Source organism: Bradyrhizobium sp. Kon69 (genome assembly GCF_055807515.1).
In genome coordinates this window covers 62955-84026 of the sequence record NZ_JBVVOS010000002.1, presented here as the reverse complement: position 1 = coordinate 84026, position 21072 = coordinate 62955, and the positions used below count along the sequence as shown (strand labels likewise).

Here is a 21072-nt window from a genome sequence, read left to right as displayed (position 1 = left end):
CAAAAGCCGGGCAAAACAGCCCGGCTTTTTCATCAAGAAACCTTCCTCTTTAACAACGGCTGGTCGGCCTTCACATCGGATATGCATTCCCCCTCCCAGGGAAAGCGGCGATTGACGTCCTGCCAGATGACCTGCAGACAGGGGAATGCGAGGCGGGACTTGGAGTAGAACCAGATCGCCGTGCCGAGATATTCCGGGTAAGCCTTGAACGGCACTTGCCAGAAACCGAGCCTATAACCGTTTTCCAGAAGATCGCCGGAGATATCGCCGTCGACAAATTTATGCCCCTCCGCTACCCGATCGCGAACAAGGTTGATGATGGCCCGAGGATTCTCCAAGCGCTGGCCGAAGATGACAAGCTCGGGCTGGCCATAGTTCAGAAACAGTCCAATTGAGAATGCAAAAGGCGGAGCCCCATCGGGAATTCCGACAATATGGCAACCATGATCGCAGACGTTGCGAAAAATGACTTTGTCGGCTTCGTGCTCGGGCTCGGGCCACTCGAACTTGTCTTGCATCCTTTACCTCGACCAAGTTGGTGGGTACGGCGCTCGCGCGCCTTTTGCACATCCTACAACCGCCGATCTAAGGCGCTAGACTTAATAATGCTTATGAGCAAGTGTAGCCCGGATAAGCGCAGCGACATCCGGGTCTTTGCCGTCCCGCATATCGCTCCGCTCATGCGGGCTACGGCCGCGGATAATTGACGTGCCCGATACATTCCCCCACCGCCTCCCCGACCAACTCCGTCCCAACCTCCGCCTGATCTTCGTCGGTACTGCCGCCAGCACGCTCTCAGCCGAGCTCGGGCACTATTACGCCCATCCCGGCAATCGCTTCTGGCGCGCGATCCATGAGGCCGGCATTACGCCGCGGCGTTATCAGCCGGGCGAGTTCGCGGCGCTGCTCGAACTCGGGATCGGTTTCACCGATCTGTCCAAGTCTGGCGCCGGAATGGATCACCAGATCGCGGCTGAGACGATCGACGTGGCGGGGTTCAAGGCCAAGATCGAGAAGTATCGGCCGCGGACCATTGCGTTCACGAGCAAGAAGGCGGCGAGCTTGTTTTACGGCAAGCCGTCGAGCGGGATTGCGCTGGGTCGGCAACCGCGCGACGAAAGCTTGCCGGAGATATTCGTGGTGCCGTCGCCGTCGGGCGCTGCGTCAGGGCATTGGACGCTGGAGCCGTGGCGGGAGCTTGCGGCGTGGATAGCGGCGTAGCGTAAATTTGCGATAGCGCTCCACCCTCAGGCGTCGTCCCGGCGAAGGCCGGGACCCATAACCCCAGGGAGTGGTTTGGCGGAGACTCGAGGTCCGGTACAGCGACCATTCGTCATCGATGGATTCCGCGGTATGGGTCCCGGCCTTCGCCGGGACGACACTGCCGATTTGGCAACGCATCCCGCGACAAACTCACCCCGCATACGCCTTATCCAGATCCACAATCACGATCTTTCTCATCTGCAACATCGCCTGCATGACGCGGTTGGCCTTGGTCCGATCAGAGTCGCCGAGGTAGCGGCCGAGCGATGATGGGATCACCTGCCAGGACAGCCCGAACTTGTCCTTGAGCCAGCCGCAGCGGGATTCCTCGCCGCCGTCGGCGGTGAGCCTGTCCCAGAAATAATCGACTTCCGCCTGCGTCTCCACGCTGATGAAGAACGACACCGCTTCGTTGAACTTGTATTGCGGCCCGCCGTTGAGCGCGTTGAAGCGCTGGCCTTCGAGCTCGAACACCGCCATGAAGTCGCTGACGGTCTCAACCTTGGCATTGGGGAACACCGATTTGTAGAAGGCGACAGCCTCCGGCACGTTGTTGTCGAACCAGAGAAACGGCGTGATGGAGGTCATGAACGGATATCCTTTTGCCTCGGGCGGGCGCGCGGCGGCGCGCCGATGTTCCAAGGACGTGGCAGGAGGCAACGATCCGACAGTGGCGGCGGGATTTTCGTGTAGCCCGGATGAGCGACAGCGACATCCGCGGCCGGCAGCTGCCCCGCATATCGCTATCGCTCATGCGGGCTACAGGGTCCACGAAAACGCATTAACCTGTCGGAATCCACTCATTCCATTCGTCCTCCGAACGCAAAACGCGATCAACCCCGGAGCCCCTAAATGCCCACCATCACCGCCTTCGCCAACTCACCCGACCGCGGCAAGGGACAGGCGCGCGACATGCGGGTTCGTTGGGCGCTCGAAGAGGTCGGCGCACCTTACGATGTGCGTCTGGTTTCGTTCGACGACATGAAGGCGCCCGCCCATCTCGCGCTACATCCGTTCGGGCAGATTCCGACCTATGAGGACGGCGACCTCACCCTGTTCGAGTCCGGCGCCATCGTGCTCCATATCGCGGAGCGCCATGCCGGGTTGCTGCCGACGGAGCCGAACGCCCGGGCCCGCGCGATCGCGTGGATGTTTGCCGCGCTCAGCACGCTGGAGCCGCCGATCGTCGAGCTCGGGATGGCCATGCTGTTCGAGGGCGACAAGAGCTGGTACGCGGAGCGGCTGCCCATGCTGCAAGACCGCGTCCGTATCAGGCTCGGCGAATTGTCCCGCCGCCTCGGCGATGCCGACTGGCTCGACGGTGCGTTCAGCGCCGGCGATCTCATGATGGTGACGGTGTTGCGCCGGTTGAACGCGTCAGGCCTGCTGGACGAATATCCAGAAATCGCCGCCTACGTCGCCCGCGGCGAAGCACGGCCCGCGTTCAGGCGGGCATTCGAGGCGCAATTTGCGGTGTTCACCGCCGCATCGCGTTCGTAGGGTGGGTTAGCCCCGCGGCTGCGTCGACATCGGCTAACCCACCGTCGCACTGTCACGTCTCGCAGGGCACCTTGAACTGCTTGCGCGACGTCGCACCGATCACCTCGATGCCAATGGTGCCGCGCAGATGGGAGATATCCAGGCTGACGTGATAGGGGGCTTGCCTGGGCAATCCGATGCCGCTTTGACATCCGACGACCTCGATGCCCCAGTATTCCGGTTGTCGGATGTAGATCAGCGGCACCAATTCGACCTTCATCGTCACCCATGGCTTCACGCCGCTGACGATCAGGATGAACGTGTTGGGCACGATACCGGGAACCACCTCTGCATCCGTAAATGATATGAGCCTGCAAGTGCTTGAATGAGGTAGCGCTTCCAGCTCCTTGAGATCACTCTCTTTCATGGAAAGCTCCTGCTGAAATCGATGACCATGGGCTGTCATGGCCTCACAGTCTAATTCAATCTTTGATTGTATACAATGGGCGCCGCGCCTCGAACAGCTTTGAGCAGTTCATCGCGTCACACGGTGATATCCCGATAGTTGGGGAACGCCGCCCTACAGCGCATCTCGAATGTGAGGCCGAGCAAATTCGTGTACTGATCGGGCATTGCTATCTCCGCAGATCGATGGGGAGCCGCCCATGCTGACCCTCTACTCCTATCCAAAACTGTTCGGCGTCGCCGACAACAACGGCTACGGCCTCAAGGTCTATGCCTTCCTGAAGATCGCGGGCGTACCGTTCGTGCATGAGCATGTGTTCGATGCCTCCGCCGCGCCGCGCGGGCAGCTGCCCTATATCGTGGATGAGGGCGAGACGATCGGCGACAGCGAGACCATCATCGCGCACGCGACCGCGAAATACCGCCTCACCATCGACGCGGGGCTTTCACCGGAGCAGCGCCGCACCAATCACTTCGTCACGCGCATGCTCGACGACCTCTATTGGGTGATGTCGTATTCGCGCTGGAAGGACGAGCGCTATTATCCCGCGTTCCGCGACGCCTTCATCGCGCAGCACAAGCAGATCGATGCGGCAGGATTCGAGAAGGCGAAGGCGTATAATGCGCAGCGCTACCATTTCCAGGGCATCGGCCGCTACACGCCCGAGCAGGCCTACGCGCGGGGGCTCGCCGATCTGCAGGTGCTGGCGGAGATCGTGCCGGCGAACGGATTCGTGCACGGCGCGGCGCCCGCTAGTATCGATGCCGGCATCTACGGCTTCATCGCCAACATTTATTACTTTCCCATCCCGACACCGCTGAAGGCCTTCGTCGATGCGCATGAAAACCTCGTCGCGCATTGCGAACGGGTGCATGCGATGGTGACGGGAACGTAGCCCGGATGAGCGACAGCGACATCCGGGGCTGAGGGTTGACCCGCATGTCGCTCTCGCTCATGCGGGCTACGAAATGAGCTGATCGCCCTATCGCATCGTGATCGCAAGCCCGCTGAGATCTGCATTCGCCATAAGGCCGACCTGCGTGCCGGACAGCTCGAGCACGGCGCCCTTCTGGTTGGTCAGCACGATCGCACGGGCGCCGCGGCCCACTGCGATGCCGGCACCGGCGGCGCCGTAGACGCCGGCGATGTCGGAGGGCCGGTTGATGTTGGAGACGCGGCCGCGCAGCACGGTCTTGGAGCCGCCGAAGACGAGGCCGTAGTCGAGGCCGCCGGTCGAGAGCGAATAGGCGCGGCCGCGGAAGTTCAGCACGCCCGAGCCGCCGGAGCCGCCGATGATCCAGCCCGCCTTGTAGATCGTCAGCACCACGGTGCCGCCGTCGGCCAGCGCCGAGGTCGAGAGGCCGGCCAGCGCGGCAATGCCGACCAGCGCGGCGCGAAGGGTGGATGCGAACTTCATGAAGAATCTCCGGGGGCTATCTTTCAAGGGGAAAGCGAATCAGACGAGCGGAATCTATCCGATGCATCGCGGCGGCAACATGATGGGCTGGGCGTGTGTCGCGGTCTGTAGCAACACACTCAACTGTCATCGCCCGGTTTAACCGGGCGATCCGGTATTCCAGAGAGGGCGATGGTGAACCGAGACGCCGCGGCGTACTGGATGACCCGGTCGAGCCGGGCATGACGGCGGAGTTTGGCGCGACGAGACGCTCACCCGCCATCATGCCATTCTGCCCCTGTTTTGCCCGACGAAGCAACGATTATTTTGCTTTTCCCGAAGTCAAAAAGAAACATCAATGATTTCCGCCGGATGCCTACTGTGCATGGGGTTGTTTTCGCGTTTTTTGTTGGAGGCGCCCCGACCTGCCGTTACGCTTGCGCGTCCAGCCGTCCATCCGAGGTGATCCCATGCCGATCCAGCATTTCGCACCCCCGCCGCACGTCAAGGCGCCGCCGCTGTCCTTTGCCACGCGCGCCGGCGATCTCCTGTTCGTCTCCGGCATTCCCGGCTTCGACGCGACCGGCGCGCTGCCCGATGGCTTCGATGCGCAGTTCGCCAACGTCGCCGTCAACATCAAGCGCGTGCTGGCGGAGGCCGGCGCCGAGATCCGCGATCTCGTCAAGGTCAACGTGCTGCTGACCCGCGCCTCCGACGTCGCCGCCATGAACGCGCTCTATGCCGGCGCCTTCGGCCCGCCGCCCTACCCTGCCCGCACCACCTGCGTGGTCCACGCACTGCCCGATCCGAAGATGCTGATCGAGATCGAGGCGGTGGCGTCGCTGGCGAAGGGGTAGACGTGTGCTCGTCCGGCGATAGTCAAGGAATAAGGATCGTTCGAACAGCCGACCAACGGCTGACATATCCGTGAACGGTCGCCGCCCCGCTTGCCAGCCGCACCATTTTGCCGCACCAGTTCCCGTGTCACGTTCCCATCAGGAGATATTCATGCGTCGCGTTCTCGCCCTCTGTGCCGTTGCCGGCATCGCCACCTCCGTGTTCGCCGTGCCGGCCTCCGCGGCGGTCGGCTATTACGTGATCCGCTGGGACAACACCGGCATCTGCCAGGTCTGGAACGAGGACCTGAAGTACAAGCCGTTCCAGTGGGGCGTGTCGACCTACAAGGTCGTCAGCAAGCCGCTCCCGACCTTCACGGCCGCCTCGGAGCTCCAGATCAAGCTGCGCGCGGAGCGCCGCTGCACGCTCTAGGCCTGAGGCGACAGACCGGATTTCAAGGGGCGGATCGCGCAAGCGGTCCGCCCTTTTCTTTTGGACGCGCCATTGGTTTTTCGGCCGACATCGCGCATTTTCCGCGCACGCGCTTTGAACCTGGCCCGTTGGCGGACCTACTCACATTTTGTCCGGGGCGCCCCCATCCTTGCCCGCTTGTTTTGCTCACTCGTTTTTCCACCTCGCGGCTTTGGAGCCAATCGATGCGCGCACCGACGACAGCGACGGTTCTGGCCGCATCGCTGCTGATCGCCGCAACGGCGAACGCACAGGCCCCGCAATCCTTCCGCGTGATCTCGCCGGTGTTCGGCCAGTTGGTCAGCTTCGCGATGCCGTCGAATTTTTCCGCGGTGTTCGAGAACACCAAGGGCGGCCACTACATCCGCGAGGCCGTGCTGAAGGGTGAGACGCCCGACCGCTGGACCGAGATGATCACCGTGACGGGCGAGAAGGGCATGACGACCACTCCCGGTTCATCGCCGGAGAAGTTCGCGGGCGCGATCGCAGGCGGTTTCAAATCCGCCTGCCCCGACAGCTTCGCGGCAAGGTCGCTCGGCGCCACCGCGTTCGGCCGCTTCGAAGGTTTCGTCGCCGTGATCGGCTGCGGCCGCGTCGACAGCGGCCCGACCCGGCACAGCGAGACCGCGCTCCTGGTCACGCTGAAGGGCACGACCGACTACTACACAATCCAGTGGGCCGAGCGCGGCCCCGAAACCGACGAGCCGCCGGTGAACGACGACCGCTGGCAGGCGCGTTTGCGCGCGCTCAGCCCGATCGAGCTCTGCCCGATTTTGGCCGGCGAAGCCGCGCCCTATCCGAGTTGCGTGAACAAGAGTTGAGGCCTCTCGACTCCAAGTCCGACGTCCGTAGCCCGGATGAGCGAAGCGATATCCGGGAATTCAACCTCCGCCCGGTCAGCCTCCCTCGGCCCGCTCACCGAAAGCAATCCCACTTTCGCCGGCATCACCCGCCCAGTCTTCCGACAGCAATCCCGCCCGCACATATCGGTGAAAGGACGAATGCGGCCAATCACAAACGCGCTGGACGTAGCGATGCTTGACGGGGTTGAAGTGAATGTAATCCACGTGGCGGGCGAAATCATCTTCGTCGCGAACCGTGTGCTCCCAGTAGCGTCGTTGCCACAGAGCCAATTCTCCATTGGCGTGGCGGGCTACGTCGATACCCGCATGCAGTAGTGTGCTGCTGAAATGCCCCTTGATCCTTCGCCAACGGCCCGCGAAATCGGCGTCATGCGGCGGGAGGCTCATGACGACGTGCAAATGGTCCGGAAGGATCACGATCGCATCGACCTCAAACGGGCGCTCCCTGCGAGCGGCCCGGAAGGCATCGCGCAGGGCGTCAACGTTTTCAGTCAAAATGGTCGATCGGCGGTCGAAGAGCGCTACAGTGAAAAAATAGGTACCGCCGGGAAGAAAGTTTCTGCGATACAGAACCATGGGCTAGACCCGTCCCGGATGTCGCTTCGCTCATCCGGGCTACAGGATAGCACATGTGCCCTCACGCGTCCTTGTAGGCGCGGGGATGGATCAGGAGATCGCGCGCGGCGGCGAGATCGATGAACGCTTCCGCGCTGCCGCCCCGGTCGGGGTGCATGCCCTTGGCGGCGCGGCGATAGGCCTGGTTGATGTCCTCGCAGGTGAGCTGCACCGCGAGCGGCAGGCCGAGCACCTTGCGAGCGCGATCCTCGCTGGACAATTTTTTCGGCGCAGCATTGCGGCGGCCGAAGCGCGGCGCGGTCAGGTCATGAACGACATCGAGCACCACGCCGAGACGGCGCCGGGCCGCCAGCGTGACGCTGTGATCGTCATTGTCCACGGCCTGGCGCAGCACAGGAAGCGCCTGCTCGGCAGCCTGACCCAGCATGGTATCGGTGCTCATCCGCGCGATCTCGGTCACGAGACGGCCGGCCTCGGCCCAATCGGCGCCGTCCGCCGACCGCAGGCGTTCGAGTGCGAGTTTCCAGGATTCAAGCCGTTCCATCATGCGCGCAACGTTTAGCAATCAAGATCAGTATGCCAAGACCGCCGTTTCCGACCCCTTAATTTCGAGTTAGCCTTTCATGAAATTTCGAAAGGAATCCTGAAGGAAATTGTCACAGCTGCGCGCAGACCGCATCGCGGTCGTTACGTCCCCGCCGGATGGACCGCCAGACCCGGCACGGATCAGTTGAACTGATAGGCGAGACCGAAAGTCGCAACGTGGGTGCGCAGTGTGACATCGAAAGTATCGACGGTGTTGCTGGGCGCGAAGTGCGACGTTCGACCGATTGCGTAAGTCGACGTGCCGAAATCGGCGAAGCGGTATTCGGCGCGCGCCAGCCAGTGATGGCCCAGCGCCGTCTCCAAGCCACCGCCGAGGGTCCAGCCCAGTTTCGTCGTGGAGTTCGTTATCACCGACGGCGATAAATTAAACAAGGCCCGGCAGGGCGCGCTCCCGCAGGTCGAGATCACCTCGTCATGCTGCCACGCCGCACCGCCGCTCGCGAATAGCAGCGTCGCCGGCGTCACCAGGAAGCCGAGACGCGCGCGCAGGCTCGCGTCCCATGTTGACTTCACCACAAGAGAATCGGCGGCTTCGTGGAAGGTGCCGAACGCAGGCGACACCGGATATCCGCTCAGCGTGACGGTCCGGTCGGCAAAGCCGGCGTCGCCCTCGATGCCGGCGACCCATTTGGGCGCGAATTGCCAGTTGACGCCGGCATAGGGACTGGCGCGGAAGGCGGTGTCGTTGAACGGCACGGTGTTCTTCTCGAGCGGGATCAGCGCAACGCCAAACAGTTCCGACGTTGCCGCCGTATCCACCTGCTGCGCGCGGACGCCGACTCCAAGACCGAGATAGGGGCCGGTCCATGACATCGCGATCGGCGCTGCCTTGGTGATCATCGCTGCCTGCGCTCCTGCCGCGATCGGGTCGCCGAACCTGTAGGCCAGGCCGAACGAGGCGGCGTGAGTCTGGATCTTGAGATCGAATTTGTCCGTGGTCGAATTGAAGCCCGAAGCGGGCACGGCGCTCCGAGCAATGGTGAACGGTGCAGCGCCAAAGTCGGCGTAGCGATATTCGGCGCGCGCAAACCAATTGCGGCCCAGCGCGGTCTCGATGCCGCCACCGACGGTCCAACCAACCTGGATAGACGATGCGGAAATCACGGCGGGCGAAAACGTAAGGCCGGGACAGTTGGCGCAGTTCGAATTGATGTAGCTACGCTGCCAGGCGATGCCACCGGTCGCATAGGCCAGCGTGGCAGGTGTGAGCAGGAAGCCGAGACGGGCACGCAGGCTGGCGTCCCACTCGGTCTTTACGGTCAGGCTGTCGGGCGGCAAGGCGAAGCGGACGAAGCCGGGGGAGAAGGCCAGCGACTGGCGCGTGGTGGACTGGTCGGCGAAGCCGACATCGCCTTCGAGGCCCCCAATCCATTGCGGCGCCAATTGCCAGTTGAAGCCGCTAAAGGCAGTGGTGCGGAAGCCCAGCCCGTCGAAGGACGCGCTTGTCGGCCGGCCGTCCGCCAGATTTTGCGGGGCGCCGGCGACCGTCTCCGATGTCGCCGTGGCGTCCGTGCGCGAACCACGGAAACCAAGCCCAAGACCCGCATAAAATCCACCCCAGAGCGACGTGACCGCCGATGGGACCTTGTACGTCGGCGCGCCCCCGATATCCGCCGCCAAGGCAGGCACCGTCGCTACGAACGCGATCAGAGCCGCGCTTGCGCCCCCCAGTGTCTTCATGCCCAATACCCCCGTCCGCGCGGAATCGCCGCTGCCCCAAATATTCGAGACAGATGTGACGCTGACGGCGCCAGATTTCTTGGACCCAAGCGACGGCGGATCAGACAAGAACGAACTGGCGATGTTCGTGCCGTGCCGTGGCATCTTTGCCACGTCCATCGGAAGTCACCGCGCTCCCCGATTGCATAAGGCGTCAGCGCGGCTTGGCGTTTCTGCCGCCTCCGTTTTCCACTAGTCTTGCGCCAACGTTGAAAACCAAGAAGGGAACGCCCATGCCTCTCCTCCAAAACCATCTCGCCGTCATCACGGGCGCCGGATCCGGCATCGGCCGGGCCATCGCGACCGGATACGCCCGCGAGGGCGCGCAAGTGGTGCTGCTCGACGTCAATGCCGACACGGTCGCGAAAGCCGCCGAGGAGATCCGCAAGTCCGGCGGCAAGGCCGAGAGCTTTGCGCTCGACGTCACCAAGCGCGACGACTGCTTTGCGCTCGCCAGGCAAGTCGCCGACAAGGTCGGGCAGGTCTCGATCCTCGTCAACAATGCCGGCATCACTCGCCGCAATGCCTTCACCGCGGATACCGAGACGGTGGCGAAGGACTGGAACGACATCATCTCGCTCAACCTCAACGGCGTCTTCAACATGACGCAGGCGTTCCTCAGCCCCTTGCGCGCAGCCGAGGGCCGCATCGTCAATATCGGCTCGATCCAGTCCTTCGTGCATCTGCGCACGCCGAGCTCGGCGGCCTACACCACCTCGAAGCACGGCGTGCTCGGCTTCACCAAGGCGCTCGCGGTCGAGCTCGGCAAGGAGGGCGTGCGCGTCAATGCGATCGGGCCGGGCTTCATCGAGACCAACATCAATGCCAATGTGCGCGCGACCAATCCGGCGCTGGTGCAGGCCTTCGTCGATCACACGCCGCTGGCGCGCACCGGCAAGCCCGAGGACATCGTGGGTCCCGCGATCTTCCTTGCGTCGGACATGTCGGCCTACGTCACGGGGACGATCGTGATGGTGGACGGCGGATACCGGACGGTGTGAGCGGGATGATGCCCGCTCCGTAACGCGGGGTATGCTCGCAGGAACATGCAATCCGTGCCAATCGCGGCGGTGCGGCGGCATTCCCAAGGTCAATTGGTGCGATCGCCCCGCCGTTAACCTTTCGTTAACCAAACCCGCCCACCGTAGATTTACGGCTTGGGGGTCGTTTGTTCTCGATCCGCTTCCAAAGACGGAAGCGGGCGTTGATCGGGGAGTGTGTCGATGACCACTGTTCATGTCGCTGCGTCCGAGCCGGGCGCATATGTCCTTTCACCGAACCAGATCGTTCCGCTGCTGATCGGCGCCACCGTCGACGAGGTCGAGCGTGAGCTCGTGCTGCAGACGCTCGCCCGCTGCGACGGCAATCGCACGCGCGCCTCGCGCGTGCTCGGCCTCTCGGTGCGCACACTGCGCAACAAGATCAGGCTCTACGCCGCCTCCGGCATCGAGGTCCCCGCCTATCACGACTAGCGCGTGACGTGCGGCCGATTGGTGTTGATCATGCCCAGGCGCGAGCCCGGCGGAATTGCCGCTGTCGTCAAACGCCGCTAATTAGCTTGCTTCCGGTCAAGGGAGCAGCGGCGTGGCAGACGAACAAAAACGGCAAGGACCTCAGGGACCGCGCGGACGGCAGGGCGAACCGGGGCGGCCGGGACCACAGGGTCATCCGGGCAAGCGGGGCCCCGATGGCGCGCGTGGCAAGCCGGGGCCGCAGGGCAAGCCGGGTCCGATTGGAAAGGCCGGACCACTGGGCAAGCCCGGTCCGCAAGGCAAGCAGGGCGAAGCCGGCCCGCGCGGGGCGGCCGGTGCACAGGGACCTGTCGGGCCGCAAGGGCCGGCGGGGCCACAAGGCCCGCGCGGCGAGGCCGGTCCGCCCGGCCCATTGCCGTCGATCGAGCAGGTGCTGCCCTGGCTCGATCAGCTGTTCGACGCCTGGGACGAGCGGCGCCGCCAGCGCGAGCATGAAGCTGCCGAGCGCGAGGCGCTGGAAGCCGCCGTGCAGGAGACCGACGACGCGCCCCTCGGTGACGAGGACGAGGACAGCGAAGGCGATCACAGGAAGAAGAAGAAAAAGAAGAAACACGGCCACAAGGACTGACAGACGGATCTATTTCGTCCCATTCTCGCGTCGCGGCAGCATGCCCATGCGCTCGAACTGCCAGCGCATGGCGCGGTACCAGAGATAGCCGACCGCTGCGCCGCACAAGGCCAGGATCACGACGTTCGCGCTCGAGAACGAGCCGCTCCACCACGTCATCCACGCGGTCCACAGCAGCGTGAAAACGATGGCACCTGCTTTCAGCGGAAGAAGAGGGCGGCTCATGGTCGTGCTCCCGGGTGTCAAAAGCCCGGCGAACATCATCGCGCGTTACGACCGTTTTCACCGTGAGCCAGATCACGGAACGGACCTTCGAGCTGCCTAGCCGAACCGCAGCCGTGAACGTTCCTTGGCCTTTTCCGCCTCGACCTCACGGTCGCGCGCCGGGGCATGGGTGTGCAGCGACGTCAGGAGTTTTCGCGCAGCCTCCGAGACCTCCGCCACCGCACGATCGAAGGCCGCCTCGTTGGCCTGCGACGGCTTGTTGAAGCCGGACAGTTTTCGAACGAACTGGAGCGCGCTGGCGTGGATCTCATCCTCCGTCGCCTCCGGCTCGAAGTTGAACAGCGTCTTGATGTTGCGGCACATGCAACCTCTCCTGACCTTTCCCTCAAGGACGACCGGCGAAAACGAAATCCTACATCGTTCCGGACAGTTCTGCTAAGTTCCGCCGCAACGCGGCCGCCGACCAGAGCCGCACGGGGGAAATAGACATGAAAGCTTCTTGCGCGGCGCTGTCAGCCATCCTGTTCTCCGTCTCGTTGGCGGCCATCTCGACATCCGCATGGGCGGCCGATTATCCGGCCCCGAAACAGGGCGACTGGGTCGCCAGGGATTTCAAGTTCCACACCGGCGAGACCATGCCGGAGCTGAAGCTGCACTACACCACCGTGGGTGAGCCGAGCGGCCAGCCCGTCCTGGTGCTGCACGGCACCGGCGGCTCGGGCGCGAGCATGCTGTCGCCCGCCTTCGGCGGCGAGCTGTTCGGCGCGGGGCAGCCACTCGATGCCTCCAAATATTACATCATCATCCCCGACAATATCGGCCATGGCAAATCGTCAAAACCGTCCGACGGGATGAAGACGAGCTTCCCGAAATACGATTACGAAGACATGGTCGAAGCTCAGTATCGCCTGGTGACGGAAGGGCTCGGGGTCAAGCATCTGCGGCTAGTCATCGGCAATTCGATGGGCGGCATGCACACCTGGCTGTGGGGCGAGAAATATCCGAAGGCGATGGACGCGCTGATCCCGATGGCCTCGCAGCCGACCGAGATGGCGTCGCGCAACTGGATGCTGCGGCGGATCATGCTCGACACCATCCGCAGCGACCCCGACTACAACGGCGGCAATTACACCGGCCAGCCGCGCATGATGAAATACGCGATCACCGCCTACGGCATCGCGAGCATCGGCGGAACGCTGGCCTATCAATCGCAGGCGCCGACGGCGGCGAAGGCCGACAAGATCGTCGACGAGCGGCTGGCCATGCCGATCACGGCAGATGCCAACGACTTCGTCTACCAGTGGGAGTCTTCGCATGACTACAATGCCGGCGAGAAGCTGGAGGCCATCGAAGCGCCGCTGCTGCTGATCAATTCCGCCGACGACGAACGCAACCCGCCCGAGACCGGCATCACGGACGCTGCGATGACGCGGGTGAAGAACAGCAAACTGTATCTCATCCCGGCAAGCACCGAGACGCGCGGCCACGGCACCACCGGAAACGCCAAATTCTACAGCGAGCAGGTCCAGCAATTTCTGCAAGCCGCGCCGCAGCAAACGATCGAATCTGCGCGCCGCTGATTTTGCATCGCATCAACGGCCATCTACCCCGCATATTATTTGAGCATGCATTAGGCTGGCGGCTCGGGCTTAATCGCATCGATGCACGAATCGACGCGCGGGAAAATCGCGCGCCAATGGCACGACACGCGATGAGGAGGATCGCATGCACAGGCTCGCACTGTGCGTTTGGCTGGCCACGCTGACGGGCGCCGCGCTTGCGTTCGACAACGGGCAATATGATCACGTCCCGCCCGACATCCGCGCCTGGTTCAAGAGCGTGATCGCACCGAACGGTGTGCCCTGCTGCGACGTCTCCGACGGCCATCGCACGGAGTACGACGTGCGCAGCGGCGCCTATTGGGTGCCGATCGAGGGACAATGGATGGAGGTGCCCGAGCGCGCCATCATCCGCGACCGCGGCAATCCGGTTGGCGAGGCCGTGGTGTGGTACGTCCGTCACCGCGGCGCCGTCATCATCAGTTGCTTCGTGCCGGCCGATGCGGTGTAGCGCGCGATAGCGCCTCGGCGCCGCGCGTGCTAGTTGGGCCGATGGCTCCTGCGAACGACAGAACGCACGCTGTGATGCGCTTTGTGCTGGCAGCGTTTTACATCGCGGCCGGCATCGCGCATCTCCTGGCCCCCGACAAGCTGCTTGCGATCACGCCGGCCTGGGTTCCGTTTGCAACACAGCTGATCCTCATCACTGGCGTCTGCGAGATCGCAGGCGCAATTGCGCTGGTGACGAAACCGCTGCGCTGGTGGGCGGGCGTTGCGCTCGCGCTCTATGCGCTTTGCGTATGGCCGGCCAACATCAAGCACGCCCTGGAGGGCATCGTCCTTCCACCCATCCCCGACAGCTGGCTCTATCACGGGCCGCGGCTGGCGTTTCAGCCAGTCTTGATCTGGTGGGCTCTGTACTGCGCCGGCGTGATCGACTGGCCGTGGCGGCGCGACAAGGGGGATAGCGATCGCGCGGGGAGATGATATTCTCAGACATTCCACCAGGGAGACCTTCGTGACTGATCTTTGCGCCGAAGACCTCGCCACCATCTACGCCCAGCCGAGCCCGCGCGTGATTGCGAAAGCGCGCCCGGCGATCGATGCGCACGCGAAGAAATTCATCGAAATGTCGTCGTTTTGCGTGCTCGCGACGTCGGGAGCCGATGGCAGCGTCGATGCCTCACCACGCGGCGGCGGCGTTGGCTTCGTCCACGTCGCCGGCCCCAACCAGCTGCTGATGCCTGATCGCTCCGGCAACAACCGGATCGACAGTTTTCGGAATGTCGTCGAGGGCTCGGGCTTCGTGCATCTGTTGTTCTTCGTCCCCGGCATCGACGAGACGTTGCGCGTTGGCGGCCGCGGCACGCTGTCGGCCGATCCGGACCTGCTCGCCTCGATGGTGGAGTTTGGCAAGTCGCCGCGCGCGGTGCTGAACATCGCCGTCAGCGAAGTCTATTTCCACTGCGGCAAGGCCCTGATGCGCTCGAAGCTGTGGTCGTCCGAGAAGGTGCCGCGCTCGGTGATGCCGAGCATCGTCGAGGTGGTCCACGAGCAGACCGGCCTTGGTGAGCCGCAGAGCCAGGAGATCGTGGAAGCGCTCTACAAGACGCAGTTGTAGCTGGCGTCCTGGACTGTCGTCCCGGCCTGGCGCGCAATTGCGCATCAGACCGGCACGGAGTTTGTGGCGGCGCTAACGCGCCGAACTAGTGCCCCTCGCCCTCGAGCCCGCCAACGTGCTTCTGGGTATAGAGCTCGAGGCCGATGCGGCCGATCAGGTCGAGCTGGGTCTCGAGGAAGTCGATGTGGTGCTCCTCGTCGCTCATCAGTTTCTCGAACAGGTCGCGTGTCACGTAGTCCTTGACGCTGTGGCAGTAGGTCGCCGCTTCCTGGTAGAGCGCCCGCGCGCTCATCTCGGCGGCGAGATCGCACTCGATGATCTCCTTGACGTTCTGGCCGATACGCAAGGGATCGAGCACCTGCATGTTCGGGAAGCCGTCGAAGAACAGGATCCGCTCGGTGAGCTTGTCGGCGTGCTCCATCTCCTCGATGGACTCCTTGCGCCAGAGCTTGGACATATCCCGCAGGCCCCAATTGTCGAGGAAGCGGTAGTGCAGCCAGTACTGGTTGATCGCAGTCAGCTCGTGACGCAGTGCCTTGTTGAGATAGTCGATAACTTTTGCGTCGCCCTGCATGATTCACTCCAGCTCTTGCAGTCCAAATCGGCCGTAAACCGAATTTAGAACGCTTCTAAATGAGTTTGAAGACTGGAGCAACCGGCTACGGGGACGCAGCCGGGGAAAAGCTCAGTCAGGGTTGCGGAAGATTTCAGCAGGCCGCGAGGGCGAACTCGGCCGGCTGGGCCGTCTCGTCATTGGCAGCCACATTGTGGTTGTGCGGGCAGCCGGAGCAGCAGGACGAGGCACAGGGGCCGAGCGCTTCATCGATTATGGTCTTGATCGTCCGGGCGCAGCGGCCGCATTCGGCGCTACAGCCGAGACATCCATAGACCTGCTTGGCATGGCGCACGGCGTCGTCGGACTCGGCGACGGCGGCGCGGATGTCGTCATCGCTCAGCACGTTACAGGAACAAACGATCATGGAAGCGGCAGGCCCTTTGGTGATGCGTCATCATCGATATTTAAGGGGCCCGCCGGATGCAAAAGGAAAAAGCGGAATTTGAAGCTATTCCAAACTAGCCCGGAAACAGCCTAGAACGGCTCTAAAATAGGTCATTGCGCTGGATCAAGATTGCGGCGGACCTAATCGCCCCCGCCTCCTCCGCCACCATCGCCGCCGCCGCAATCCCCGCCACCACTGCCGCTATCGCTGCTGGAACAGCTGCCGCCGTCGGTCGCGCTGCCGGAACTGTCGCTGGAAAACCAGCTCCCGAACGAGAAGCCGTTGCTCGTCCCCGTGGAGGTGTCGCCGCCGCCATCCCCCCGGCGCGGGAGCGCCGCTGGCCGCGGTTCTGGAGATGGGTGATCCAGCCGTAGCCGATCGCGGAGACGATCCCGGCAGCGATCAGTGCATTTATCATCGCGTTGCCCATCATCGCCCTCCCCTGGCTGAGCTGCGGTCCATGTTAATTGGTCGTCCCCGGCAAAGGTGCCGTTCATTGATCATTCAATCGAAATATGGAACTTTACCCCCAAAGAGTTCCCGCGTGTTTTACTTGAAAGGTCAGTCCATGAAGAAGTCGCTCCTGGCAATCGCTGCCGTCGCCGCTGTGGCCCTTAGCGCCGTTACACCAGCCCAGGCGCAACGCGGCGTCGCCGCGGGCGTGGCCGCCGGGATCATCGGGGGCGCCATCGTCGGTGGGGCGCTGGCCTCTCCGTACTATTACGGACCGGGCCCCGGCCCCGGCTACGCATATGGTCCGGGATATGGCCCCGGCTACTATCCGCCGCGCTACTACGCGCCGGGCCCGGGCTACGTCGCCGACGACTATTACGGCAACGGCTGCGTTTGGCAGAAGCAGCGTTTCTGGGACGGTTACGCCTGGCGCGTCCGCCGCGCGCGAGTCTGTGGCTGAAGTCGCCGCAAGCCGGTTGATTCCAGCTGCGCCGTTCATCCAGGGGCCTGAAAAAGACCGCTTTTTCTCGTCACAGCTCCGTGTGCGTTTACCGCGGATTGACCATTTGCGCGCTTCCTAGCTGCAAGGCCAATTCCATCAGAGTCTGCGTGAACCTTTGAACCCCGGACGCTCCTAACAAGGAGCATCCATCTCTCAGGAGAGCCAAGAGTATGAAGAAGACTTTAGTTGCCGCCCTTACGGTTGCGACGATCGCCGGTTCGCTGGTGACCGCCACGCCGTCCGCCCAAGCCCATGACGGCGTCGGTGCCGGCATCGCAGCCGGCCTGATCGGCGGCGCGATCGTCGGCGGCGCCATCGCATCGAGCCGTCCCGCCTATGGTGGACCGGTTTATGTGGCCGAGCCCGGCCCGCCGCCCCCGCCCTGCTACTGGCAGCGCCAGCGCTACTGGGATGGCTACGGCTGGACCGTCCGCCCGGTTCGCGTTTGCTACTGATCTGATCGCATGGCGCTCATGAGCGCCGCGATCGAAGCCCGGCCGAGCACCTCGGCCGGGCTTTTTTCTTTTAGCCAGCCCTGCGCGCCTATCGCGCCGCCTGGATCGAACGCAGCACCTCTTCGCTCGGCCAGCAATCGATCTTGAGCCCTGCCGACTTCTGGTAGGCGCCGAGCGCAGCGCGCGTCTGCATGCCGGCCTTGCCGTCGATCTTGTCCTTGTAGAGCCCGACGCGCGTGAGCCCGCGCTGCATGGCCTCGACGTCCTTGGTTCGCAATTGCTTCGAAGCAGACCACGGCGTCGCGAACGGTTGCGGGCTCGTCATGCGGTCGGCGAGATGGCCGACGAACAGCACGTAGAGATCGGAGAAATTGTACTCCTTGATGACGAAGTAGTTCTTCGTGGTCAGGAAGGACGGGCCGTAGATGCCTTCGGGTTGCAGCAGCGAGGCCGGCTGCGCCTGCTCGGCGGCAGTGAGCTTTTGTCCGCGCACCGGCACAAAGCCTTCGCGCAGCCACTGTCCGATCGGCTTCGTCACCTCGGGCACGCCAGCGGTGCAATCGACCTTGGCCGGTGCCTGCACCTCGTAAGCCCAGCGCACGCCGCTCTGCCAGCCCTTGTTGACGAGCTGCTGCGCGGCGGAAGCCAGCGCATCGGGCACCGAATGCCAGATGTCGATGCGGCCGTCGCGGTCGAAATCGACGCCGTGCTTGTAATATTCGGACGGCAGGAATTGCGTGAGCCCGGTCGCGCCGGCCCAGGACGAGCGCATGTCCTTGCGTGTCACCACGCCGTCACCGAGAATTTTCAGCGAGAGGATGAACTCGTTGCGATAGGTGTCCTTGCGGCGGCCGACATAGGCCTGCGTCGCCAGCACACGGACGAGATCGTAGGGCAGTGTGTAGCGGCCATAGTCGGTCTCGCGGCCCCAGATCGCCAGCATGACGGTGGCGGGCACGCCCGAGCTTTTCTCGATCTCGGTCAGGGCCTGACGATATTTCTGCAGCAGCCGCTGCCCCTCGCCCGCAAGCCGCGCGATCGAGGCTTCCCTGACATAGTCGGCCGGCACCTGCACGAACTCGGCCTGTGACGGCGCACCGGTCGCTGGGCGACCCGGCAGGATCAGATCCGGCAGCTTGTAATCCGGCTCGAGGCCGCGCGTCTCTCGCTCGAACGTCGCGCGCGACACGCCGGCGGCCTCCGCCTCCGGCCACAGCGAGGCGATGAACTGCGTGAAGGCGGCGTCGGCAGCGCGGGCGGGCGACAGGCCGCAGGTGATAGCGATCACCGCAGCTATGAGCACCCGCCACATCATGCTGAGATCACCGCGTCAGCTTCTTGTACTTCACGCGGTGCGGGATGATGCTGTCCTGGCCGAGCCGGCGCATCTTGTCCTTCTCGTAGTCCTGGAAGTTGCCCTCGAACCATTCGACATGGCTGTCGCCTTCGAAGGCCAGGATGTGGGTCGCGATACGGTCGAGGAACCAGCGATCATGGCTGATGATGACGGCGCAACCGGCAAAATCTTCCAGCGCCTCTTCGAGCGCGCGCAGGGTGTCAACGTCGAGGTCGTTGGTCGGCTCGTCGAGCAGCAGAACGTTGGCGCCGGATTTCAGCATTTTCGCAAGGTGCACGCGGTTGCGTTCACCGCCGGAGAGCGCGCCGACTTTCTTCTGCTGGTCGGCGCCCTTGAAGTTGAACGACGAACAATAGCCGCGTGAATTGACTTCCCTCTTGCCGAGCAGGATCAGCTCGTTGCCGCCGGAGATCTCCTCCCACACGTTCTTGCTGCCATCGAGCGCGTCGCGCGACTGGTCGACGTAACCGAGATGAACGCTCTCGCCGACCGTGATGGTGCCCTTGTCCGGCTGTTCCTGCTTGGTGATCATCCTGAACAGCGTGGTCTTGCCGGCGCCGTTGGCGCCGATCACGCCGACGATACCGCCGGGCGGCAGCTTGAAAGTGAGATCGTCGATCAGCATGCGATCGCCGAAGCCTTTGCTGAGCCCTTCGAAGTCGACCACGTTCTGACCCAGTCGCTCGGCCACTGGAATCGTGATCTGCGCGGTCTGTGTCTGCTTTTCGCTCGCCTGTTTCAGCAGTTCGTCATAGCGCTGATAGCGCGCCTTGGATTTGGCCTGGCGGGCTTTCGGCGAGGACGCGATCCATTCCTGCTCGCGGGCCAGCGTCTTCTGATGCGCAGCGTCCTCGCGGCCCTCCTGCTCGAGCCGCTTCTGCTTCTGCTGCAGCCAGGACGAGTAATTGCCCTCGTAGGGAATGCCCTTGCCGCGATCGAGCTCGAGAATCCAGCTCGTGACGTTGTCGAGGAAGTAGCGGTCATGGGTGACGATCAGGATCGCGCCGGGATAGTTGCGCAGATGGCCTTCCAGCCACGACACCGATTCCGCGTCGAGATGGTTGGTCGGTTCGTCCAGCAGCAACAACTCAGGCTGGTCGAGCAACAGCTTGCACAGCGCGACGCGGCGGCGCTCACCGCCGGAGAGTTTCGACACGTCGGCATCGTCGGGCGGACAGCGCAGCGCGTCCATGGCCTGGTCAACCTTGCTGTCGAGATCCCAGAGGCCCTGGGCCTCGATCTCGTCCTGCAGCTTGGTCATCTCGTCGGCGGTCTCCTCGGAGTAGTTCATCGCCAGCTCGTTATAGCGATCGAGGATGGCCTTCTGCTTGGCGACACCCAGCATGACGTTCTCGCGCACGCTGAGTGCCGGATCGAGATGCGGCTCCTGCTCGAGATAGCCGACGCGGGCGCCCTGGGCGACCCAGGCCTCGCCGTTGTACTCCTTGTCGAGGCCGGCCATGATCTTGAGCAGCGTCGACTTGCCCGAGCCGTTGACACCGAGCACGCCGATTTTGGCGTCCGGGTAGAAGCTCAGATGGATGTTATCGAGCACCTTCCGGGTCGGGTAGCTCTTGGTCAGGCCCTGCATGAAATAGATGAACTGGCGCGCCATCGGTCCCGAAAACCTTCGATTTGAGGAAATTTGCTTGCCGCCGATGTAGCGATCCCGCCCCCAAAGGGCAATGTTTTCCCTCCGTTCACCACGGATGAATACGGGACGGACACCATCCCGCCGCCGATCCGGACAATTGAAACCATCTTTTAATAAATCAGGCCAAAGCTCGGTTTTGCGCGGAAACAGCGCCACCCGCTCAGAATGAACGGGGAGCATAGCGAGACAGCGTCATGGCCATGATCGAGACCAATTCCCTTCCCGTTCCGGCGGAAGCCGGCAGCGCCTCCGCGTTTGCCTCGGAGATCAAGGGCTTCTGGAAGCGCTTCTTCGCCACCGCTTTCAACCCCTACCGGCCCGAACTGCATTACATGCGCGGCCCCGGCCCCGCTTGGCGCGCCAAGCACGGCATGAATGCGCCGTTCCGGCTCAAGCCCCGCGACCTCTGAGCCTTTATCAGCTGTCGGATTTTTGAAGACGCGAACGGCTTGCGCACGGTCCTGATTGC

General features: G+C 63.4%; 29 protein-coding genes and 1 pseudogene. 16 read left to right on the top strand and 14 right to left on the bottom strand.

From position 1 onward, the window contains the following. Window positions 1-32 precede the first annotated feature (32 nt). The gene (locus tag AC0L3U_RS02660; RefSeq protein ID WP_473360574.1) at window positions 33-518 is read right to left on the bottom strand and encodes a DUF4262 domain-containing protein; all 486 of its coding nucleotides are present in this window, start codon (window positions 516-518) and stop codon (window positions 33-35) included. 190 nt (window positions 519-708) lie between these two features. On the opposite strand from AC0L3U_RS02660, the gene AC0L3U_RS02655 reads away from it, so the two are divergent. Then, a complete protein-coding gene (locus AC0L3U_RS02655; protein ID WP_473288544.1) occupies window positions 709-1221 on the top strand; it encodes a mismatch-specific DNA-glycosylase in 513 nt (170 codons plus the stop codon). Window positions 1222-1413: 192 nt separating this feature from the next. Here AC0L3U_RS02655 and AC0L3U_RS02650 read toward each other — a convergent pair whose 3' ends face one another. Then, on the bottom strand, window positions 1414-1851 hold the full coding sequence (locus tag AC0L3U_RS02650; protein ID WP_473360573.1) for a VOC family protein: 438 nt from the start codon (window positions 1849-1851) through the stop codon (window positions 1414-1416). Between the two features lie 264 nt (window positions 1852-2115). On the opposite strand from AC0L3U_RS02650, the gene AC0L3U_RS02645 reads away from it, so the two are divergent. Then, window positions 2116-2763: a glutathione S-transferase family protein gene (locus AC0L3U_RS02645; protein ID WP_473360572.1), complete on the top strand. Its 648-nt coding sequence runs from the start codon at window positions 2116-2118 to the stop codon at window positions 2761-2763. Between the two features lie 52 nt (window positions 2764-2815). On the opposite strand, the gene AC0L3U_RS02640 is transcribed toward AC0L3U_RS02645, so the two are convergent. Further along, complete coding sequence (locus AC0L3U_RS02640) at window positions 2816-3088, bottom strand: hypothetical protein (protein WP_473360571.1); 273 nt, start codon at window positions 3086-3088, stop codon at window positions 2816-2818. A 319-nt stretch (window positions 3089-3407) separates the two neighbouring features. Here AC0L3U_RS02640 and AC0L3U_RS02635 point away from each other — a divergent pair, with 319 nt between their 5' ends. Next, window positions 3408-4103, top strand: coding sequence for a glutathione S-transferase family protein (locus tag AC0L3U_RS02635; protein WP_473360570.1), 696 nt, complete (start codon window positions 3408-3410; stop codon window positions 4101-4103). Between the two features lie 87 nt (window positions 4104-4190). On the opposite strand, the gene AC0L3U_RS02630 is transcribed toward AC0L3U_RS02635, so the two are convergent. Then, complete coding sequence (locus tag AC0L3U_RS02630; protein ID WP_027519692.1) at window positions 4191-4625, bottom strand: hypothetical protein; 435 nt, start codon at window positions 4623-4625, stop codon at window positions 4191-4193. A 449-nt stretch (window positions 4626-5074) separates the two neighbouring features. Here AC0L3U_RS02630 and AC0L3U_RS02625 point away from each other — a divergent pair, with 449 nt between their 5' ends. From AC0L3U_RS02625 to AC0L3U_RS02615, 3 genes are all read left to right on the top strand, one after another. Beyond that, complete coding sequence (locus tag AC0L3U_RS02625) at window positions 5075-5461, top strand: RidA family protein (protein WP_473288539.1); 387 nt, start codon at window positions 5075-5077, stop codon at window positions 5459-5461. A gap of 151 nt (window positions 5462-5612) precedes the next feature. Then, on the top strand, window positions 5613-5873 hold the full coding sequence (locus tag AC0L3U_RS02620; RefSeq protein WP_007613673.1) for a hypothetical protein: 261 nt from the start codon (window positions 5613-5615) through the stop codon (window positions 5871-5873). Window positions 5874-6097: 224 nt separating this feature from the next. Next, entirely contained in the window at window positions 6098-6733 is a 636-nt protein-coding gene (locus AC0L3U_RS02615; protein WP_473360569.1) for a hypothetical protein, read from the top strand. A gap of 75 nt (window positions 6734-6808) precedes the next feature. Here the strand turns inward: AC0L3U_RS02615 and AC0L3U_RS02610 are convergent, their stop codons facing one another. From AC0L3U_RS02610 to AC0L3U_RS02600, 3 genes are all read right to left on the bottom strand, one after another. Beyond that, entirely contained in the window at window positions 6809-7351 is a 543-nt protein-coding gene (locus AC0L3U_RS02610) for an REP-associated tyrosine transposase (RefSeq protein ID WP_473360568.1), read from the bottom strand. Window positions 7352-7412: 61 nt separating this feature from the next. Continuing rightward, the gene (locus tag AC0L3U_RS02605; protein ID WP_473360567.1) at window positions 7413-7898 is read right to left on the bottom strand and encodes a J domain-containing protein; all 486 of its coding nucleotides are present in this window, start codon (window positions 7896-7898) and stop codon (window positions 7413-7415) included. Window positions 7899-8077: 179 nt separating this feature from the next. Continuing rightward, the gene (locus AC0L3U_RS02600; RefSeq protein WP_473360566.1) at window positions 8078-9637 is read right to left on the bottom strand and encodes an outer membrane protein; all 1560 of its coding nucleotides are present in this window, start codon (window positions 9635-9637) and stop codon (window positions 8078-8080) included. A gap of 272 nt (window positions 9638-9909) precedes the next feature. Between AC0L3U_RS02600 and AC0L3U_RS02595 the strand changes: the two genes are divergently transcribed. The 3 genes from AC0L3U_RS02595 (at window position 9910) to AC0L3U_RS02585 (ending at window position 11776) form a co-directional block, all read left to right on the top strand. After that, window positions 9910-10677 (top strand): SDR family NAD(P)-dependent oxidoreductase, encoded by a 768-nt coding sequence (locus tag AC0L3U_RS02595; RefSeq protein WP_473360565.1) that lies wholly within the window; start codon window positions 9910-9912, stop codon window positions 10675-10677. Window positions 10678-10899: 222 nt separating this feature from the next. Continuing rightward, complete coding sequence (locus AC0L3U_RS02590; RefSeq protein ID WP_018454141.1) at window positions 10900-11148, top strand: helix-turn-helix domain-containing protein; 249 nt, start codon at window positions 10900-10902, stop codon at window positions 11146-11148. A gap of 112 nt (window positions 11149-11260) precedes the next feature. Continuing rightward, window positions 11261-11776, top strand: a complete 516-nt coding sequence (locus tag AC0L3U_RS02585) for a collagen-like protein (RefSeq protein WP_473360564.1) — start codon at window positions 11261-11263, stop codon at window positions 11774-11776. A 9-nt stretch (window positions 11777-11785) separates the two neighbouring features. Here AC0L3U_RS02585 and AC0L3U_RS02580 read toward each other — a convergent pair whose 3' ends face one another. Both AC0L3U_RS02580 and AC0L3U_RS02575 read right to left on the bottom strand, forming a co-directional pair. After that, window positions 11786-12001, bottom strand: a complete 216-nt coding sequence (locus AC0L3U_RS02580; protein WP_018454140.1) for a hypothetical protein — start codon at window positions 11999-12001, stop codon at window positions 11786-11788. 96 nt (window positions 12002-12097) lie between these two features. After that, window positions 12098-12364 (bottom strand): DUF2277 domain-containing protein, encoded by a 267-nt coding sequence (locus AC0L3U_RS02575; protein ID WP_018454139.1) that lies wholly within the window; start codon window positions 12362-12364, stop codon window positions 12098-12100. Window positions 12365-12489: 125 nt separating this feature from the next. On the opposite strand from AC0L3U_RS02575, the gene AC0L3U_RS02570 reads away from it, so the two are divergent. The 4 genes from AC0L3U_RS02570 (at window position 12490) to AC0L3U_RS02555 (ending at window position 15181) form a co-directional block, all read left to right on the top strand. Further along, window positions 12490-13581 (top strand): alpha/beta fold hydrolase, encoded by a 1092-nt coding sequence (locus AC0L3U_RS02570; protein WP_473360563.1) that lies wholly within the window; start codon window positions 12490-12492, stop codon window positions 13579-13581. A gap of 145 nt (window positions 13582-13726) precedes the next feature. Further along, a complete protein-coding gene (locus AC0L3U_RS02565) occupies window positions 13727-14071 on the top strand; it encodes a hypothetical protein (RefSeq protein WP_473360562.1) in 345 nt (114 codons plus the stop codon). Window positions 14072-14112: 41 nt separating this feature from the next. Then, window positions 14113-14547 carry a DoxX family protein gene (locus AC0L3U_RS02560; protein WP_473360561.1) on the top strand — a complete coding sequence of 145 codons (435 nt, stop codon included), beginning with the start codon at window positions 14113-14115 and terminating at the stop codon, window positions 14545-14547. 31 nt (window positions 14548-14578) lie between these two features. Beyond that, window positions 14579-15181, top strand: a complete 603-nt coding sequence (locus AC0L3U_RS02555; RefSeq protein WP_473360560.1) for an MSMEG_1061 family FMN-dependent PPOX-type flavoprotein — start codon at window positions 14579-14581, stop codon at window positions 15179-15181. A gap of 85 nt (window positions 15182-15266) precedes the next feature. Here the strand turns inward: AC0L3U_RS02555 and bfr are convergent, their stop codons facing one another. The 3 genes and pseudogenes from bfr to AC0L3U_RS02540 form a co-directional block, all read right to left on the bottom strand. After that, entirely contained in the window at window positions 15267-15755 is a 489-nt protein-coding gene (gene bfr, locus AC0L3U_RS02550) for a bacterioferritin (protein ID WP_473360559.1), read from the bottom strand. 133 nt (window positions 15756-15888) lie between these two features. Continuing rightward, window positions 15889-16161, bottom strand: coding sequence for a (2Fe-2S)-binding protein (locus tag AC0L3U_RS02545; protein ID WP_473360558.1), 273 nt, complete (start codon window positions 16159-16161; stop codon window positions 15889-15891). A 161-nt stretch (window positions 16162-16322) separates the two neighbouring features. Continuing rightward, window positions 16323-16615 (bottom strand): annotated as a pseudogene (locus AC0L3U_RS02540) (hypothetical protein). A 135-nt stretch (window positions 16616-16750) separates the two neighbouring features. Between AC0L3U_RS02540 and AC0L3U_RS02535 the strand changes: the two are divergent. Continuing rightward, complete coding sequence (locus AC0L3U_RS02535) at window positions 16751-17095, top strand: hypothetical protein (RefSeq protein ID WP_473288527.1); 345 nt, start codon at window positions 16751-16753, stop codon at window positions 17093-17095. Between the two features lie 212 nt (window positions 17096-17307). Beyond that, the gene (locus AC0L3U_RS02530) at window positions 17308-17592 is read left to right on the top strand and encodes a hypothetical protein (protein ID WP_007600714.1); all 285 of its coding nucleotides are present in this window, start codon (window positions 17308-17310) and stop codon (window positions 17590-17592) included. Between the two features lie 88 nt (window positions 17593-17680). Here AC0L3U_RS02530 and AC0L3U_RS02525 read toward each other — a convergent pair whose 3' ends face one another. Then, window positions 17681-18907 carry a lytic murein transglycosylase gene (locus tag AC0L3U_RS02525; protein WP_473360557.1) on the bottom strand — a complete coding sequence of 409 codons (1227 nt, stop codon included), beginning with the start codon at window positions 18905-18907 and terminating at the stop codon, window positions 17681-17683. A gap of 7 nt (window positions 18908-18914) precedes the next feature. Further along, window positions 18915-20564, bottom strand: a complete 1650-nt coding sequence (gene ettA / locus AC0L3U_RS02520) for an energy-dependent translational throttle protein EttA (protein ID WP_027519709.1) — start codon at window positions 20562-20564, stop codon at window positions 18915-18917. Window positions 20565-20797: 233 nt separating this feature from the next. On the opposite strand from ettA, the gene AC0L3U_RS02515 reads away from it, so the two are divergent. Beyond that, entirely contained in the window at window positions 20798-21013 is a 216-nt protein-coding gene (locus AC0L3U_RS02515; RefSeq protein WP_018454129.1) for a hypothetical protein, read from the top strand. Window positions 21014-21072 lie beyond the last annotated feature (59 nt).